This window comes from Actinomyces sp. zg296 (assembly GCF_009829695.1).
Lineage (GTDB): Bacteria > Actinomycetota > Actinomycetes > Actinomycetales > Actinomycetaceae > Actinomyces > Actinomyces marmotae.
This window is the reverse complement of the sequence record NZ_VWPG01000004.1, coordinates 1-17,247: the sequence shown is the minus strand read 5'-3', so window position 1 is coordinate 17,247 and position 17,247 is coordinate 1. Positions and strand designations below refer to the sequence as shown.

Below are 17,247 nucleotides of genomic sequence, written 5' to 3'. Positions count from 1 at the left end.
CATGGAACCGCGACAGGAACGGACGCATCATGCTCTTTCGACGGCCATCAATGCCGACGAGCGCCATAACACATCCGCCGTCAACCGGGAAGAAAGCATCATAGAGCGCGAGAACATCCTCTCCGGGGCGACGGAACCTCGCATTGAGGAACTGATGATGGTCTCCCGCGGAACCTATGAGCGCAGCGAGGGCCGATGGGCCGACTCGGGTGGCGCCAGGGATGAGGCCCGCGAGCCCGCCACCCCCTTGCCCATCCCCTCCCCGCGATCATCGCCGCGTGGACGACCGCCCCGGAGCCGGCGAGCGCGGACAGCATTCCAAGGTTCCGGCCCGAGCCAGGGGGACTCGCGCCGGGCCCACATGTGATTGAACAATTTCCTCTTGACGGCCGCATGTGATCTGATGAGTCATTCTTCCAGCCGGGACAGCCCAGCCTCCTCCTTGGCGCCGCCCCGCATCATATTCATCGCGCGCGTCGGGGGCACCCCGTGAATACCGTCCCAGTCCGCAAATACCGCCTCGTCCCACAAGTACCACCCCAGCCCGCAAATACCGTCCTAGCCCGGCGTTGCGCCCTCAAACTGCGAGAATGAGGGCGCAACGCCGGGCTGAGGCGGTATCGCGGAGCTGAGGCGGTGTCTTCGAGGCGAGACGGTATCTCGGGGGCGAGGCGGTATCTCCGCGCTGAGACGGCATCTCGGGGATGAGACGGTATCGCGGGGACGAGGGCTCGGCAGGGGGACCGCCCGCGCCGCCGCGGACCGGAGGACTAGCGGCAGGGATCGCGCACCTCGCGCACAAGCCGCCCGCACCGGTAGGACGCGCCACGGCGGTGACACCTAACGATCCCGCTAAGACCGACACGCACCCGCCACCACGCGCCGAGCCTCCATATCCGAGCCGGAAGCACCACGACCCGCCCTCGAACGAGCTTGGCAAGTCCCCTCGGCTGCGGTTCCTTGCGGCGTGGCAGCGCGGGCTTAGCCAAAGCGCCGGTAGCCTGGGCTCGTGAACGACACGAACGGCCCTGCCTCATCCCCGGAGGCGGCCGCCCAGATCCCTGAGCGATTCGAAGAGGTGCTCTTATCGATGAGGGAGGCCGATCGGCCCCGCGGTCTCGTCCTTGAAGAAGTCCCCGCTCCCCGTCGACTCGCCCCCTATGCCGCCGCCCTGTCCGCCGAGACGGAGGAGACCGACTCCGGCACGCCCGTGGCCTCGGGCCGCTTCATCATCCTGCACGATCCCGCGGGGCAGGCCGCCTGGGATGGCGACCTTCGAGTCGTCGTCATGGTGCGGTCCCGGATCGACGACGAGGTGAGTTCCGACCCGCTCCTGGGCCATGCCGCCTGGACATGGTTGTCCGAGGCGCTCGATGAGGCCGGCGCGGGACACCGCGCCCTCGTGGGCACCGTCACCAGGGTTGTCTCCGAAACCTTCGGCGGCCTGGACCTCACCGACTCCTGCGCGCACGCGGAGATCCGCGCCTCCTGGTCGCCCTCGACCACCGATCTCGCCCCGCACCTGACCGCCTGGTACCAAGCACTTCACGCGGCGGCGGGCCATGAGCCGGAAATGGCCTTCCCCATGTTCGCCCTCGCGGGATGGGCGAGGTGAGGCGGGCCGTACCGGTCAGCCGATTCGGAACGACCGACGAGCCGGTGCCCGCCGACGAGGTCGTCCCCTACCGGCGGCCGGCCGATGGGCTCCCCCCTCTGACAGACTCCCCCGCGGCGCTGGCCCGGGCGGCCTCCGAGATCGGCGATGGCACCGGCCCCATCGCCGTCGACGCCGAGCGGGCATCGGGCTTCCGCTACGGGCAGGACGCCTACCTCATCCAGCTCCGGCGCGCGGGCGCTGGGACCATCCTGGTCGATCCGGTCTCAGCCGGGCCCCTCGATGCCCTCGCCGCGGCGCTGGACGGGCCCGAGTGGATCCTGCACGCGGCCGACCAGGACCTTCCCTGCCTGGCAGATGTCGGCCTGGCCCCCCGGGAGGTCTTCGACACCGAACTCGCGGCCCGCCTGCTCGGCCGCGAACATGTGGGCCTCGGCGCGGTCATCGAGGAGACGCTCGGCCTGCGGCTGGCCAAGGACCACGCGGCCGCCGACTGGTCCACCCGCCCCCTGCCGGATTCCTGGCTCATCTACGCCGCTCTCGACGTCGAGTTCCTCACTGAGCTCAGAGACGCCCTGGCCTCCGAGCTCGCCGACGCGGGGAAGCTCGAGTGGGCCATGCAGGAGTTCGAGGCGGTGCGCACTCGGGGCCCACGAGCCCCGAAGGTCGATCCCTGGCGCAAGACGCCGCGCGCGGGAACCGCCGTGCGCTCCCAGCGCTCACTGGCGGTGCTGCGGGAGGTGTGGACCGCCCGAGAGCAACTCGCCGTCGAACTCGACCGGACGCCGTCGAGGATCCTCCCCCACCGCGCCGTCGTGTCCGCGGCGATCGCCTGCCCGACCTCCCGCCGCAAGCTCTTCGCCCTCAAGGACTTCTCCTCTCGCCAGGCCCGCCAGCATTCCGAGGTGTGGTGGCGGGCGGTGGAGCGGGGCCTGAGCCTTCCCGACGACGAGCTCCCGCCGCTGCGCGCCCCGCTCGCGCCCGGCGAACTGCCCCAGCCCCGGTCCTGGGCGCGCCGCCACCCCGAGGCCGCGCAACTCCTCGATGTCGTCCGCTCCTGCGTGCGGACGCATGGAGAGAGGATCCGCGTGCCCCAAGAACTGCTCCTCGCCCCCGAGTCCCAGCGCCGGCTCGCCTGGGACCTCGGTCATGAGATGGCCCGGGGCGGGCACCCCGCGATCGACTCAGACGCGGTCTCGGCCCGACTGGAGGACCTCGATGCCAGGCCCTGGCAGATCGAGCAATGCGCCGATCCCCTGTCCCGAGCGCTGCGCCGGGTCGTGTAGCGCTCCGCCCGGGCCGCCGGTTCGGCGCCCGTTCGGCGCCCGTTCGGCGCCCAGGGCCATGGCGAGGGACCGCGCGCGCTAGGCCCCACCGGGATGTCCCGAGGGCGTTGGCGGGGCCGCTCCGGGAGGGCTTCCTCTTGCGCCCCCGCGCGCCCCTCGGGCGCCGATGGGCGCGCGTTCCTCAGTGCACCGTGAATCCGTGGGAGCGGAAGATCGCGCGGGTGGATTCCACGAGCTCGGGCTCAGGGGGCCGCGAGTCGCGCAGCGTGTAGTCCAGCCCCAGGGCGTCCCATTTGTCGGTGCCCATCTGGTGGAACGGCAGCACCTCGACGCGGCTAACCACGGATCCCCAGCGCTCGACGATCCGTGCGACATTCTCCGCATTCTCCGGGCTGTCCGTGAGCCCCGGCACGAGGACGAACCTCGCCCAGATCTCAATGCCCTTGGCGGCCAGGCGGTCGCCGAACTCGATGGTCGGGGCGAGTTCCCGGCCGGTGACCCGCTTATAGGTCTCCTCGTCCCCGCTCTTGACGTCCAGGAGCACGAGATCGATGTTGTCGAGCATCTCGTCAGTGGCGTTGCGGCCGAGGTTGCCGGAGGTGTCGATGCAGGTGTGGATCCCCATCGCCTTGGCGCCGGACAGGAGCCGCGCGGCGAAGGCCGGCTGCATGAGCACCTCTCCGCCGGAGAGGGTGATGCCGCCGCCCGAGGCCCTGAAGACATTCCTGTAGCGCTTCATGCGCCGCAGGAGCTCGTCGGCCTCGACCGGCTCGCCGTCCTTCATGAGGAAGGTGTCCGGGTTGTGGCAGTACAGGCAGCGCAGCGGGCAGCCGTTGAGGAAGACGGTCATCCGCGTGCCGGGGCCGTCCACCGCTGTGACGAGCTCCCAGGAGTGGATGGAGCCCAGGGTTCCCTCGCGCATGCGCGCCAGTCGCTCTGAGCGCTCAATGTCGGAGAGCTCCTCGAGCCCGCCGATACCCGCCCCGCGCAGACGGGCGGCCGGGGCCAGGAAGTCCTGGTCCCGGCCGCCCAGCGCCGCGGGGGTCATGGTCTCAGTCATCTGAGCCCTGCCCCGTGCCGGATCAGGCGCCGGCGTGGAAGGTGCGGTTGAGGACGTCCAGCTGCTGCTCGCGCGTCAGCTTGACGAAGTTGACGGCGTAGCCGGAGACGCGAACCGTGAGGTTCGGGTAGTTCTCCGGGTGCTCCATCGCGTCCTCAAGGGTGTTGCGGTCCAGGACGTTGATGTTGGCGTGGTAGAGGCCCTTGACGCCGCCGTTGCCCTGGCGCTGCGCCTTCATGGACTCAAGGCGCTCTTCGTAGGTGGGCATGTCTGCCCCTTTCTGTGTGGTGAGTTGTGTTCTGAGCCGTGATGGTCCAGGGGATCGCGCGGTGCGATCAGACCTCGGCGCAGTCGTCCGGGACGAAGCCGGCGTCGAGGATGCCCACGAGGTTGGCCACGCGCTCCTCGAGCGTGCGGCCCAGGCCCTGCGGGGTGATGGTGTTGGTCAGCGAGATGCCGTCGAGGGCGTCGTTGTAGTCGAGCTTGCCGACGGACAGCATGGAGGCGACCATGCCGTGCGTGTCCATGCCGTTCTCCGGGTTCGCGCCCGGGGAGAAGGGGGTGCCCTTCTTGTGGCCGGACGGGAAGGAGCCGGTGGCCTTGCCGTAGACGACGTTCGAGGTGATCGTCAGAACGGACTGGGTCGGGATCGCGTCGCGGTACATGGGCTGCGCCTTGATCTTGGACATGATCGTGTGGACCACCGTGGCGGCGATGTCGTCGGCACGGTCGTCGTCGTTGCCGTAGATCGGGAAGTCGCCCTCGGTGACGTAGTCGACGACGAGGCCGGTCTCATCGCGCACCGGGGTAACCTTGGCGTACTTGATGGCGCTCAGGGAGTCGGCGACGATCGACAGGCCGGCGATGCCGCAGCCCATGGTGCGCACGATGTCGGAGTCGTGCAGCGCCATCTCGATGGCCTCATAGGCGTAGCGGTCGTGGCACATGTGGATGATGTTGAGGGCCTCGACGTAGGTGGCGACGACCCAATCGAGCATCTTCTCGTACTTGTCCCAGACCTCGTCGAAGTCCAGGGGGCCGTCGCCCTCGATGCCGGGCAGGCCGGTGACGATCTGCTTGCCGGTCATCTCGTCACGACCGCCGTTGATGGCGTACAGGAGCGCCTTGGCGGAGTTGACGCGGGCGCCGAAGAACTGCATCTGCTTGCCCACGCGCATCGGGGACACACAGCAGGCGATGGCGGCGTCGTCGCCCCAGTGCTCGCGGATCTGCTCATCGGCCTCGTACTGGATGGAGGAGGTCGTGATGGAGATGTAGGCGCAGAAGTCCTTGTAGCCCTTGGGGAGCTTCTCATCCCAGAAGATGGTGATGTTGGGCTCCGGGGCGGGGCCGAGGTTCACCAGGGTCTGGAGGAGGCGGAAGGAGGTCTTGGTGACCATGTGGCGGTTGTCGTCGGAGAAGCCGGCGTCGGACCAGGTCGCCCAGTAGGGGTCGCCGGAGAAGATCTGGTCGTAGTCGGTGGTCCGCAGGAAGCGCGTGATACGCAACTTCATGACGATGTTGTCGATGAGCTCCTGGGCGCGGGTCTCATCGATGACGCCGGCCTTGAGGTCGCGCTCGAAGTAGCAGTCGAGGAAGGCGGACAGGCGGCCGATGCTCATGGCGGCGCCGTCCTGGGACTTCACCGAGGCGAGGTAGGCGAAGTACGTCCACTGCACCGCCTCGTGGGCGTTGGTGGCCGGGCCAGAGATGTCGAAGCCGTAGTCGGCCGCCATCTTCTTGAGCTTCTTGAGGGCCTTGATCTGCTCGGAGTGCTCCTCGCGGTAGCGGGCCCAGTGCTCGGAGAAGGGCTGGTCGGCGACCTTGTCCTTGGCGATCTCCTTGAGCTCGATGAGGCGGTCGACGCCGTAGAGGGCCACGCGGCGGTAGTCGCCGATGATGCGGCCGCGGCCGTAGGCGTCGGGCAGGCCGGTGATGATGTGGCTGGAGCGCGCGGCGCGGATGCGCGGGGTGTAGACGTCGAAGACCGCGTCGTTGTGGGTCTTGCGGTAGCGGGTGAAGATCTTGGCGACCTCCGGGTCGACCTCCTTGCCGGCCTCCTTGATGGCCTGGGCCACCATCCTCCAGCCGCCGTTGGGCATCATGGCGCGCTTGAGCGGGGAGTCGGTCTGGAGGCCGACGATGACGTCGTCATCCTCGGAGATGAAGCCGGGGACGAAGGCGTCGATGTCCGAGGGGGTGTGGGTGTCGACGTCGAGGATGCGGACCTTGCGCTCCTCCTTGAGGTACTTCTCCTCCAGGGTGTTCCACAGACGAAGGGTCTTGTCCGTGGCGCCGGCAAGGAATGAGGAGTCACCGTCGTAAGGGGTGTAGTTGCGCTGGATGAAGTCGCGGACGTCGATGTCCTCGGTCCACGGGCCGGTGGCGAAGCCCTCCCACGCGTCGGTCCGGGTCCCATCCGCGGTGGTGGATGAAGTGACCTCAGTTGTCATCCGTGTCCTCCTGTATGTGGGCGGCGATCCCGCCCGGCTATGTCGTCGCCCTCGTGAGGCGTGGCGGTACATCATTGCGCCGTCACCCCAAGCGTAGGCCCTTCGGCCCCGGTGCGACCAAGACGATGGGGGCCTTATCGGTGCGATGACTCACACAGCGTTCTAGACCACCTCCGTTTAGGCCCTTGGTCCCACGCCGGCTTGGGGTCGGTCCGCGCCGTCAGACATCGGATCGCCAGCGGTACTCACCCGCCCCCACAGGCGCGCATAGCGAAGGCGCACGAGCGCGATAGGACGCCCGTCCCATGGGCTGAGGCCTCCTGAGCAGGGCGGCCGCCGGCCCTGCCCCGCCCCCTTGCGGAGCGCCGGCGGCAAGGCGCCCATGAGAGAGGGCGGCCCACCGGTCAGCGCCGCGCGCGAACCGCCGCGGCGATGCCCTCGGCGGTCATGGAGAACTCCTCCAGGAGGGTGGCCCGGTCGCAGGTCCGCACGAACCGCCTCGGCACCCCGATCCGCGTGGTCGGGGGCGGCGCCAGGGCCGCGCCCCGGGAGTCATCCCCGCCCCTGGCGGCCAGGGCGTCGAGGGCGTCATCCATCGCATCGCGCAACTGCGAGCCGATACCGCCGTCGACCAGCCCATCCTCGACCACCACGACACGACCGGCCGTCAGAGCCAACTCGGTCAGGGCGCTCGGGACGGGGATCACCCACCGAGGGGAGGCGACGATGACGTCACGGCCCTCCGCGGCCAGAGCGCGGCCGGCGGCCAGCGCGGCCGGCGCCATGGCGCCCACGCCGACGATAAGGGCCGGGGCGTCGGGCGCCCGGCCCGCTCCCTCACCGGCGACTCGCCCGCCATCGTCGCCCGCCCGGTGCTCCAGCAGCAGATCGACCTGGCCGAAGACGCCCTCATCGCCCTCGAGCGTCCGCACCGCGGGCAGCGGGGCAGGCAGCGCCCCCTTGGGGTACCTCACGACGGTCGGGCCGTCGTCGACGCCCACCGCCTCGCGCACGCAGGAGCGCAGGGAGGCCTCGTCGCGAGGCGCGGCCAGGCGCAGCCCGGGCACGTGGCCCAGCAGCGCCATGTCCCACATGCCGTTGTGGCTCGCGCCGTCGTTGCCCGTCAGGCCCGCCCGGTCGAGCATGATCGTCACCCCCGCCCGGTGCAGGCCGACGTCCATGAGCACCTGGTCGAAGGCCCGGTTGAGGAAGGTCGCGTACAGCGCCACCACGGGGTGCAGCCCGGCGAAGGCCATGCCGGCGCTGGCGGTCAGGGCGTGCTGCTCGGCGATGCCTACGTCCACGACCCGGTCGGGCATGGCATCGGCCAGCGGCTGGAGCCCGACCGGCTGCTGCATGGCCGCGGTGATCCCCACGATCCGCTCGTCGCGGCGGGCCAGCGCCAGGATCTCCTCGGCGAAGACAGCTGTCCAGCCGAAGGCGGAGGGCACGACGGGCAGGCCGGTCTCGGAGTGGATACGCCCCACGGCGTGGAAGCGATCGGCCACGTCCTCCTCAGCGGGGGTATAGCCGCGGCCCTTCTCGGTGATGACGTGGACGATGACAGGCTCGGAGTACTCCCTGGCCCGTGTCAGCGCGAACTCCAGGGCGGTGATGTCATGGCCGTCCACCGGGCCGGTGTACTTGATCCCCAGGTCCTCGAAGAACGCCGAGGGGACGAGGACGTCCTTGATGCCGGCCTTAAGGCCGTGGAGGGCGTCGAAGGCGGCGCGGCCCGGGGCCCCCTGCGCCAGCAGGCCGCGCTTGATCCCGGACAGCATGCGCTCGTAGCCGGGGTTGGTGCGCAGGGCGTCGAGGTGGTGGGCGAGCCCGCCGATGGTCGGGGCGTAGGAGCGGCCGTTGTCGTTGACAACGATAACGAGGCGCTTGTCCCCCGAGTCCGCGATGTTATCGAGGGCCTCCCAGGCCATCCCGCCCGTCATCGCCCCGTCGCCGATGATGGCGACGACGTGCCGGTCCTCGTTCCCCCGGAGCCCGTTGGCCCGGGCGATGCCGTCCGCCCACGACAACGCGGTGGAGGCGTGGGAGTTCTCCACGACGTCATGGGCGGACTCCCCACGGTCCGGGTAGCCCGACAGCCCCCCGCGCGATCGCAGCGCCGAGAAGTCCTGGCGCCCCGTGAGCAGTTTGTGCACATAGGCCTGGTGCCCGGTGTCGAAGACGAGGGAGTCGGCCGGGGAGCGGAAGGTTCGGTGCAGGGCGATCGTCAGCTCGACGACGCCGAGGTTGGGGCCGAGGTGCCCGCCCGTCCGGGAGACGCTGGCGACCAGGTAGGCGCGGATCTGGGCGGCCAGCTGGACGAGCTGGTCGGAGGTCAGCCTGCGCAGGTCCTCGGGCCCGCGGATCGAGGCGAGCAGCGGGGCCGGCACGGGGTGCTCGCCGGTGCCCGCCCGGCGCGCCTGATCGCGCTGGGACGACGGGGATGTCGGAGGTGTCATCGCCACGGACCTCCAGGAATCTCGACGGCGGATGGGTGATAACGGTCAGCATGGCCGCTGGTGGACGTGCCCCGCGGCGGTGCGGCAAGCATAGGCGTCGTCGACGCAGCTGCGCGTCATCGCGCGCGGTGCTGACGAGCACGTAGTCTTGGCCCGGGACCGGGGCGGGCCCCAGCGCCCGTCCCCGCGGCGTTCCCATGCCGCGCCCGGAGCGCGTCGGCGCGCGCCCGCGCGCCGACCATCGCCGTCCTCGAGGAGGAAGCATGACCACGATCGCGCCCTACGGCAGTTGGCCCTCGCCCATCTCGCCCGGAACGATCACCAGCCGAACGATCGACCTCTCGCAGGTGCGTGTCGACGGCCCCGACACCTACTGGGTGGAGCGGCGCGCCACCGACTCCGGCCGCCAGGTGCTCCTGCGCCGCGACGGCGCGGGCCGCATCGGGGAGGTCCTTCCCCTGACTCCCGGCGACGAGCTGGTCGACGCCCGCACCCGGGTCCACGAGTACGGGGGGCGTGCCTACGCCGTCGACTCGGGGATCATCGTGGTCTCCCACGCCGGGGACGGGCGCCTCTACCGCTTCGACGTCGCGCACAGGATGCGCGGTCTGGTACCCCTGACGATCTACGGCGACGTGCGCCACGGGGACCTGGAGATCGACACCGAGCGCGGACTCGTCTACGCCGTGCGCGAGGACCACCGCGGCGAGGGCGAGGCCGTGAACACACTGGTCGCCATCCCCCTGGACGGCTCGGCCGCGCGCGACGACGCCCCGGTGCGCACGATCGTGTCGGGCACCGACTTCGTCTCCTCCCCCACGCTCTCCCCCGACGGGCGCCATCTCGCCTGGCTGGCCTGGGACCACCCGTGGATGCCCTGGGACAACGCCGCCCTGCACGTGGGCGACCTGCTGCCCGACGGGACCCTGGGAGAGCAGGCGCTGGTCAGCGGCGGCGACGGGCACGGCGCTGCCGAGCCGCGCTGGACCGAGGAGTGCGAGCTCATCCATGTCTCGGACGCCTCGGGCTTCTGGAACCTCTACCGCACGGAGGGCTTCCCCCGGCGCGGCACCGCCGAGACCGGCTGGAGCGGGCGGCTGCGGACCCGGCCGCTGCACCCCACGGACGCCACCTTCACCCATCCGGCCTGGCAGCTCGGGCCCCACTCCTTCGACGTCCTCGACGGCGAGCACCTCATCGCCTCGTGGACGAGGGACTCGGTGTGGCACCTGGGCACCATCAAGCTGGCCAACGGCGAGCTCGAGGAGTGGGCGACGGGCTGGCAGCCCCTGGGCAACGTGGCCGCCGCCGAGGGGCGGGTCGTCATGCTGGCAGGCAATGAGCGCGAGCTGCCGGGGATCGTCGAGATCTCCGGCGGCGAGGTGACCGTGCTGCGGGGCTCAGGCGATTTCGGGCCCGCCGATCGCGGCGTGTCCCTCCCGGAGACGCTCTCCTGGCAGTCCTCCGACGGCGTCACCGCGCACGGCTTCTTCTACCCCCCGGCCTCGGTGGAGCACGCCGGTCCCGAGGGCGAGCTTCCCCCGCTCATCGTCCAGGTGCACGGCGGCCCGTCCGCCATGTCCCGCTCGGTTTACGACCTGAAGGTGCAGTACTGGACCTCCCGGGGCTTCGCCTACCTGGAGGTCAACTACCGCGGGTCGACCGGCTACGGGCGCTCCTTCCGCCGGAGCCTCAACGGCGCCTGGGGCGTGGGCGAGGTGGAGGACGTCATCGCCGGCGCCCGCCACCTCATCGAGGCGGGCCGGGTCGATGGCTCCAGGGTCGCGGTGCGCGGCTCGTCGGCCGGCGGGTTCACCGTGCTCTCGGCGATCACGCGCTCCGACGTCTTCTCCGCGGCGACCTCGCTGTACGGCGTCGCCGACTTGCGGATGCTCATCCAGGAGACCCATAAGTTCGAGTCGCACTACGTCCAGGAGCTCATTGGTGCGGACTCCGTCGATGACCCCCTGCTGGCCGAGCGCTCCCCCATCAACCACGTGGAGGCGATCCACGCCCCCCTCCTGCTGCTCCAGGGCTCCAACGACCCCATCGTCCCGGCCGATCAGGCCACCTCGATGTTCGAGGCGGCGCGCGCCAAGGGCCTGCCGGTCGCCCTCGAGGTCTTCCAGGGCGAGGGCCACGGCTTCCAGCTCGGCGCGAACATCCGCAAGGCCCTGACCGACGAGCTGTCCTTCTACAGCCAGGTGTGGGGCATCGCCCGGGACGACGAGGCCACGCCCATCGTGGTGGAGAACCTCGCGCCCCGCGGGGAGTGACGCCGCCCTTACCCGGGCGCGCCGGAACCGCCGCGCGCGCCCGGAGGGCGGCCCTGCGCCTCGTGCGCTACCACCGCTCAGGGCTCTTCGCCCTGGCGGTCATCGTCGGGCTCGTCTCAGGCGGCGGGGCGGTCCTGTTCCGCATCGGCATCGACTCCTGGACCCTGCTGCTCACGGGGGCGGAGGACTACACCGAGGCCCTGGGCCCCTCCCAGGGGATCCTCTCCTTCGCCGGACGGTGGTTCGTCCTCCTCGCGCCAGTCATCTCCGGAGCGCTCGTGGGCCCGCTCATGACGGCCCTCGGGCGCACGACGACGGGCCACGGCGTGGGCGGCGTCATCTGGTCGGCGCGGCGGGGCGACGGCACCGTGGCCCCCGTGCCGGCCCTCGCCTCGACGGGAGCGGCCATCCTGACGATCGGGGGCGGCGGGGCGGTGGGCCCTGAGGGGCCGATCGCCGAGCTCGGCGCCTCAGCCGGCAGCGTCGTCGGACGCGCGCTCGGCCTGCCGATCAGGTCGGCGCGGATGCTCACGGCGGCGGGGACGGCGGCGGGAATCGCCTCGGCGTTCAACGCGCCCCTGGCCGGCGCCTTCTTCGCCATGGAGGTGATCCTCGTGGACTTCACGGTGGACGCCTTCGCCTTCGTGGTGCTGGCCTCGGTGTCCTCCTCCGTCCTGTCCCACCACCTCCTGGGGACCACCCTGTCCCTGTCCCTGCCCTCGCTGTCCCTCGACGGCGATGCCCAACTCGGCTGGGTCGCGCTCCTGGGCGTGCTGGGCGGCCTGGTGGGGATCGCCTTCTCCCGCTGCCGCTTCCTCGCCGCCGACTGGTGCCGCGACCTCCTTGACGCGACCCGCCTGCCCCAGTGGGCGCGCCCGGCCATCGGCGGCCTCGCCCTCGGGGCGCTGCTCCTGGCCGTGCCCGAGATGTACGGGGAGTCCTCCGCCGTCCTGGGCCGCGCCCTGGCCAACGAGTACACCACGACGGCGCTCCTCGCCCTCACCGCGGCGAAGATCGCCGCCACCTCGATCACGATGGGCATGGGATTCGTGGGGGGCGTGTTCGCGCCCTCGCTGCTCATCGGCGGGACCCTGGGCGCCTGGCTCGGCTCTCTCGTGGCCCCCACCCCCACCGGCGTCGCCGTATTCGGCGTGGTCGGGATGGGGGCGGTCTTCACCGGCTCGGCCCGGGCGCCCATGACCGCCGTCATCCTCATCATCGAGATGACCGGCCAGTACGGCCTGCTCACCCCGCTTATGCTCGCCATCGCGCTGGCGACGGTCACCAGCAGGTTCCTGACCCGCACCACGATCTACACCGAGGAGCTGCGGCGCCGCGGCGAGGACATCGACGACCCTGTCGGCGCAACCATCGTCGGACGGGCGACCGCCCGCGACCTCATGCATGAGCCGCCCGCGGTGCTCACGGCCTCGACCTCCTTGGCCCGCGCCGCCAGGATCGTGCGGGCCTCCGGGAGCACGAGCCTGCCGGTCGTGGCCGATGCCGGGGCCTCGGGCCAGGCGGAGGGATCGGAGGACGGCCCGGGTGGTGATGATGGCGCTCCAGGCGGCGTCGCCGGCCGTCGGCGCCTGCTCGGCTGCGTGAGCGCCGTGGCGCTGGCCCAGGCGGCCCTGGAGGAGCGCCGGGGCCAGACCCCCCGGACGGTCGGCGATCTTCCGCTCGACCAGGAGGTCATCGACGCCTCCAGCGGCACGACGGCGGTCCTCAAGGCGCTCGTCGACTCCAGGGCCTCAGGCCTTCCGGTGGTGGAGGAGGCCGCCCGGGGCGGCCGGGGCCGCGGGAGCGAGCGGGCGCTACTGGGCTGGGTGGATCAGGATGAGATGGTGCGGCGCCTCTACCGCCACCAGCACGCCGCCCTTGAGGCCGCGCAGTCGCGGACTTCACTGGGATCGCGTACCCAGGCGTGGTGGGCCCACCGCCGTCGGTGAGCCGTTGAGAGCACCCGCGGCTACTCCCGCGCCTCGCCGCTGGCGCGGTCCTTGCCCGACCTGTCGGAGCGGGCCGAGGCCAGATCGGTGATCATCTCGGCGTGGACGACGATGCGGCGGGGGTCGCTCATCCACATCCAGAACGCGGCCATGATCGGCAGGACGAGGGGGAGGTATCCGTGCCCGCGCCCCCCGTGGGCGAGGAATGAGGCCTCGAGCTCGGGCGCGGTGCCGGTGATGGTCAGCAGTCCCAGCAGCATCGCGCCGCTCAGCAGACCGCCCAGGCAGACCCACCCGATCATCCGCATGCGGCGGCCGTTGTGGGCCATGCACACCGCAAGCATGAGGTAGAGGGCTCCGGCGACGGCGTCGATCGCGTCCAGGACGGGCGCCTGATCGGGATGCCGGATGAGGGAGACGACGGCGGGGCAGAGCACCACCAGGCCGAAGACCGCCGTGACGCCCACGAGAATACGGCTCAGGCCTCGCGCGGGCCGACGACGGTCCTCCGTCGATCGGACCTCGGGGCGATCGTCCATGCTGCTCCTCCTGGCTCGTCGGCGTCGGGCCCGCGGCGCGCTCACGCGCCGCTCCGGGCGGCGCGAGCCCCCGCCCGGCCCGTTGCTGAATGCCGGAAGCGCGTCTCCGGGCGGCGCCCAGGGGACTGCCGCGGCACGGGGCTCCTCCGGCACCATGACGTTACCATCGGGCATACCATCTCCCTTCATGAGCACTCTCGAGATCATCCAGGACCCCGCCGCGCGGATTGACGCCGATGTCCTCGTCCTCGCCGCGGCCCCGCCCTCCGATGGAGGCGCCTCCGGCATCCTGGCCGCCGGCGCCTGCCTGGAGGGGATCGATGTGGGCGCCGTGGAGGCGGCGCTCCCCTCCCTCGGCTTCTCCGGCTCGCTCGACGCGGTGGTGCGGATCCCCTCCGCCATCGCCGCGCCCGCCGGCCAGGCGATCAGCGCGCCGACGATCCTGGTGGTCGGCACTGGACGGGGCCTCGACCTGGCCGAGAGCGCCGATCACGACGCGGCGGCCCTGGGCCTCACGCGCGCCGGCGCACTGTCGCGCGCGGCGGCGCGCGCCACCCGCGAGCTGGCCGGCGTGGAGCGCGCCGTCCTCGCGCTGCCCTGCGCCGAGGCCCACGATCTGACCGCCGTCGCCGAGGGCGCGATGACCGGCGCCTACGCCTGGAAGGGCCGGGTCCCCGCGCCCACCGAGCCCCTGGCGGCGATCACCATCTCCTCGCCGCTGGCGGGAGGGGCGCTGGCCGAGGAGGCCCGGGCCAGGGCCGTGGCGCTGGGCGAGGCCGTCACCCTGACGCGCGACCTCGTCAACGAGCCCCCGAACCGCCTGGTCCCCGAGGCCCTGGCCGAGCGCGCCGCCGAGGTGGCGCGCTCGGCGGGAATCGGGGTGGACACGCTCGATGAGCGGGAGCTGGCGAAGCAGGGGTTCGGCGGCATCCTCGCTGTCGGCCAGGGCGCTGCCAATCCTCCCCGCCTCGTGCGCCTCGAGTGGGCGCCCAGCGACGCGCGCGCCCACATCGCCCTCGTCGGCAAGGGCATCACCTTCGACTCCGGGGGCCTGTCCCTCAAGCCCCCCGCCTCGATGCCGGAGATGAAGTCCGACATGGCCGGCGCGGCTACCGTGCTCGGCGCCGTGCTGGCCGCCGCTCGGCTTGAGCTGCCGGTGCGTGTGACCGCGTGGCTCGCCCTGGCGGAGAACATGCCCGGCCCCGGCGCGCAGCGCCCCAGCGACATCATCACCATGCGCGGTGGCACCACGGTGGAGGTGACCAACACCGACGCCGAGGGCCGGCTCGTCATGGCCGACGCCCTGGCCCGGGCGGTCGAGGACTCCCCGGACGCGGTGCTCGACGTCGCCACGCTCACCGGCGCGCAGATCGTGGCCCTGGGCGATCATGTCTCCGGGGTCATGGGGACACCGGTTGTCCGCGACGCCGTCGCTCGCGCGGCGGCCAGCGCCGGCGAGTCGTTCTGGCCCATGCCGCTGCCCGAGCAGTTGCGCCCGAGCCTGGACAGCCCGTACGCCGCGCTGCGCAACGCGGTGGTCGGCAGCCGGGCCGGGGGCATGCTCACGGCGGGGCTCTTCCTGCGCGAGTTCATCGGTTCCGCCCCCTGGGCCCACCTGGACATCGCCGGCCCTGCCTTCAACGAGCGCGCCCCGTGGGGAGGCACTCCCACAGGGGGGACGGGCCACGGCGTGGCGACGCTCCTGGAGTACCTCCGAGCAGTCGCTCAGTGATTCGTTTCACATGTTGTGTGGGATTCATGTTTCCGATCGACAGGGCGATCCGACGCCTGGCACCCATGCATGAGTGACACAATGTCATCCGGGACCAACCGCCCACCTGAGCGGTGGGCGACTCGGACAACTCACCATCGAGGAGAGATTCTGTGACAGACACCGTCTACGACATGGTCATCCTGGGCGCCGGTTCGGGCGGGTACGCGGCCGCGCTTCGCGGGGCCCAACTCGGTTTGAGGGTCGCGCTCATCGAGGCCGACAAGGTGGGCGGCACATGTCTCCACCGCGGCTGCGTGCCCACCAAGGCCATCCTCCACGCCGCCGAGACCGCTGACACGGTCAGGGAGGCCTCCGCCCTCGGCATCCGCGCCGCCCTGGAGGGCATCGACATGCCCGCTGTCAAGGCCTACAAGGACGGCATCATCTCGCGCATGTACAAGGGCCTTCAGGGCCTCGTCGCCTCCCGGGGGATCGACCTCATCCAGGGCTGGGGCCGCCTCGTGGCCCCCGACGCCGTCGAGGTCGACGGCCGCCGCATCACCGGCAAGAACGTGATCCTCGCCTCCGGCTCCTACTCCAAGAACATCGGCCAGGAGATCTCCGGCCCGGTGATGACCAGCGAGCAGGCTCTCGAGCTCGACCACGTCCCCGCTTCGGCGGTCATCCTGGGCGGTGGCGTCATCGGCGTCGAGTTCGCCTCCGCATGGGCCTCGCTCGGCTGCCAGGTCACGATCATCGAGGGCCTGCCCCGCCTGGTCCCCAACGAGGACGAGGCCATCTCCAAGCAGTTGGAGCGCGCCTTCCGCAAGCGCAAGATTGCCTTCCGCACCTCGACGATGTTCGAGTCCGTCGAGCGCCATGAGGACTCCGTCACCGTGCACGCCGCCGACGGCACCACCTACTACGCCGAGGTGCTGCTCATCGCTGTGGGCCGCGGCCCGGCCACCGCGAACCTCGGCTACGAGGAGGTCGGGGTATCGATGGACCGCGGATTCGTGCTCGCCGACGAGTACGGCCGCACCAACGTCCCCGGCGTGTGGGCGGTGGGCGACATCGTCCCCGGCGTCCAACTGGCCCACCGCGGCTTCGCCCAGGGCATCGTCGTCGCTGAGAAGATCGCCGGCCTCGACCCCACCCCGGTCGACGACGTCCTCGTCCCCAAGGTCACCTTCTGCGAGCCCGAGATCGCCTCCGTGGGCCTCACCGAGGCCGCCGCCAAGGAGCTCCACGGCGAGGAGGCGGTCACCACCGCCGAGTTCAACGTCGCCGGCAACGCCAAGAGCCAGATCCTGGGCACGCAGGGCTTCGTCAAGCTCGTCTCCCTCAAGGACGGCCCCATCCTCGGTTTCCACGCCATCGGGGCCCGCATGGGCGAGCAGGTCGGGGAGGGCCAACTCATGGTCTCCTGGGAGGCTGACGCCGACGACGTCGCCTCGCTCGTCCACGCCCACCCCACCCAGAACGAGACCCTCGGCGAGGCCGCCATGGCCCTGGCCGGGAAGCCGCTGCACAACCACGGCTGATCCACCGAGGGCCCGAGCCCCACGAAGGTCCTGCGAGAATCCCCAAGGAAAGAGTCCACTCATGTCTGAATCCGTCAAGATGCCCGCTCTGGGCGAGTCCGTCACCGAGGGCACCGTCTCCTCCTGGCTCAAGGCCGTGGGCGACACCGTGACCGCTGATGAGCCCCTGGTCGAGGTCGCCACCGACAAGGTCGACACCGAGGTCCCCGCCCCCGCCTCCGGCGTCCTGCTCGAGATCCGCGTCCCCGAGGACGAGACCGTCGAGGTCGGCACCGTCCTGGCCATCATCGGAGAGCCCTCCGAGGCCGGCTCCACCCCCGCCCCCGAGGCTCCCGCCGCCCCCGCCGCGGCG

12 protein-coding genes are annotated in these 17,247 nt (G+C 71.3%); 7 read left to right on the top strand and 5 right to left on the bottom strand.

Annotation, left to right across the window (positions count from 1 at the left end):
* Nucleotides 1-1,009 precede the first annotated feature (1,009 nt).
* Together GVV76_RS04035 and GVV76_RS04030 are read left to right on the top strand one after the other, a co-directional pair.
* Entirely contained in the window at nt 1,010-1,615 is a 606-nt protein-coding gene (locus tag GVV76_RS04035; RefSeq protein WP_159523201.1) for a DUF3000 domain-containing protein, read from the top strand.
* Nucleotides 1,603-2,901 carry an HRDC domain-containing protein gene (locus tag GVV76_RS04030; protein ID WP_201288737.1) on the top strand — a complete coding sequence of 433 codons (1,299 nt, stop codon included), beginning with the start codon at nt 1,603-1,605 and terminating at the stop codon, nt 2,899-2,901. Before GVV76_RS04035 ends, GVV76_RS04030 begins: the two co-directional genes overlap by 13 nt.
* 181 nt (nt 2,902-3,082) lie before the next feature.
* On the opposite strand, the gene pflA is transcribed toward GVV76_RS04030, so the two are convergent.
* The 4 genes from pflA to dxs form a co-directional block, all read right to left on the bottom strand.
* Nucleotides 3,083-3,961 carry a pyruvate formate-lyase-activating protein gene (gene pflA / locus GVV76_RS04025; protein WP_159523203.1) on the bottom strand — a complete coding sequence of 293 codons (879 nt, stop codon included), beginning with the start codon at nt 3,959-3,961 and terminating at the stop codon, nt 3,083-3,085.
* Between the two features lie 22 nt (nt 3,962-3,983).
* Nucleotides 3,984-4,229, bottom strand: coding sequence for an autonomous glycyl radical cofactor GrcA2 (gene grcA2 / locus GVV76_RS04020; RefSeq protein WP_080463415.1), 246 nt, complete (start codon nt 4,227-4,229; stop codon nt 3,984-3,986).
* A 67-nt stretch (nt 4,230-4,296) separates the two neighbouring features.
* Nucleotides 4,297-6,414: a pyruvate formate lyase family protein gene (locus GVV76_RS04015; protein WP_159523205.1), complete on the bottom strand. Its 2,118-nt coding sequence runs from the start codon at nt 6,412-6,414 to the stop codon at nt 4,297-4,299.
* A gap of 404 nt (nt 6,415-6,818) precedes the next feature.
* Nucleotides 6,819-8,873 carry a 1-deoxy-D-xylulose-5-phosphate synthase gene (gene dxs / locus GVV76_RS04010; protein WP_236263206.1) on the bottom strand — a complete coding sequence of 685 codons (2,055 nt, stop codon included), beginning with the start codon at nt 8,871-8,873 and terminating at the stop codon, nt 6,819-6,821.
* A gap of 263 nt (nt 8,874-9,136) precedes the next feature.
* On the opposite strand from dxs, the gene GVV76_RS04005 reads away from it, so the two are divergent.
* Together GVV76_RS04005 and GVV76_RS04000 are read left to right on the top strand one after the other, a co-directional pair.
* Nucleotides 9,137-11,149, top strand: a complete 2,013-nt coding sequence (locus tag GVV76_RS04005; RefSeq protein WP_159625179.1) for an alpha/beta hydrolase family protein — start codon at nt 9,137-9,139, stop codon at nt 11,147-11,149.
* Nucleotides 11,146-13,098 (top strand): chloride channel protein, encoded by a 1,953-nt coding sequence (locus GVV76_RS04000; protein ID WP_159523211.1) that lies wholly within the window; start codon nt 11,146-11,148, stop codon nt 13,096-13,098. The genes GVV76_RS04005 and GVV76_RS04000 overlap by 4 nt, the downstream gene beginning before the upstream one ends.
* A gap of 20 nt (nt 13,099-13,118) precedes the next feature.
* Here the strand turns inward: GVV76_RS04000 and GVV76_RS03995 are convergent, their stop codons facing one another.
* The gene (locus GVV76_RS03995) at nt 13,119-13,637 is read right to left on the bottom strand and encodes a hypothetical protein (protein WP_159523213.1); all 519 of its coding nucleotides are present in this window, start codon (nt 13,635-13,637) and stop codon (nt 13,119-13,121) included.
* Nucleotides 13,638-13,824: 187 nt separating this feature from the next.
* Here GVV76_RS03995 and GVV76_RS03990 point away from each other — a divergent pair, with 187 nt between their 5' ends.
* The 3 genes from GVV76_RS03990 to GVV76_RS03980 form a co-directional block, all read left to right on the top strand.
* Nucleotides 13,825-15,369, top strand: coding sequence for a leucyl aminopeptidase (locus tag GVV76_RS03990; protein WP_159625177.1), 1,545 nt, complete (start codon nt 13,825-13,827; stop codon nt 15,367-15,369).
* A gap of 152 nt (nt 15,370-15,521) precedes the next feature.
* Nucleotides 15,522-16,895: a dihydrolipoyl dehydrogenase gene (gene lpdA / locus GVV76_RS03985; RefSeq protein ID WP_159625175.1), complete on the top strand. Its 1,374-nt coding sequence runs from the start codon at nt 15,522-15,524 to the stop codon at nt 16,893-16,895.
* A 61-nt stretch (nt 16,896-16,956) separates the two neighbouring features.
* On the top strand, nt 16,957-17,247 hold a 291-nt coding region (locus GVV76_RS03980; RefSeq protein WP_328703558.1), incomplete at its 3' end, for a biotin/lipoyl-containing protein.

Coding starts and splice junctions, on each gene's coding strand:
- GVV76_RS03990 (WP_159625177.1), top strand. CDS start 13,825: ATGAGCACTCTCGAGATCATCCAGGACCCCGCCGCGCGGATTGACGCC.
- pflA (WP_159523203.1), bottom strand. CDS start 3,961: ATGACTGAGACCATGACCCCCGCGGCGCTGGGCGGCCGGGACCAGGAC.
- GVV76_RS04005 (WP_159625179.1), top strand. CDS start 9,137: ATGACCACGATCGCGCCCTACGGCAGTTGGCCCTCGCCCATCTCGCCC.
- GVV76_RS04030 (WP_201288737.1), top strand. CDS start 1,603: ATGGGCGAGGTGAGGCGGGCCGTACCGGTCAGCCGATTCGGAACGACC.
- GVV76_RS04015 (WP_159523205.1), bottom strand. CDS start 6,414: ATGACAACTGAGGTCACTTCATCCACCACCGCGGATGGGACCCGGACC.
- grcA2 (WP_080463415.1), bottom strand. CDS start 4,229: ATGCCCACCTACGAAGAGCGCCTTGAGTCCATGAAGGCGCAGCGCCAG.
- GVV76_RS03995 (WP_159523213.1), bottom strand. CDS start 13,637: ATGGACGATCGCCCCGAGGTCCGATCGACGGAGGACCGTCGTCGGCCC.
- dxs (WP_236263206.1), bottom strand. CDS start 8,873: ATGACACCTCCGACATCCCCGTCGTCCCAGCGCGATCAGGCGCGCCGG.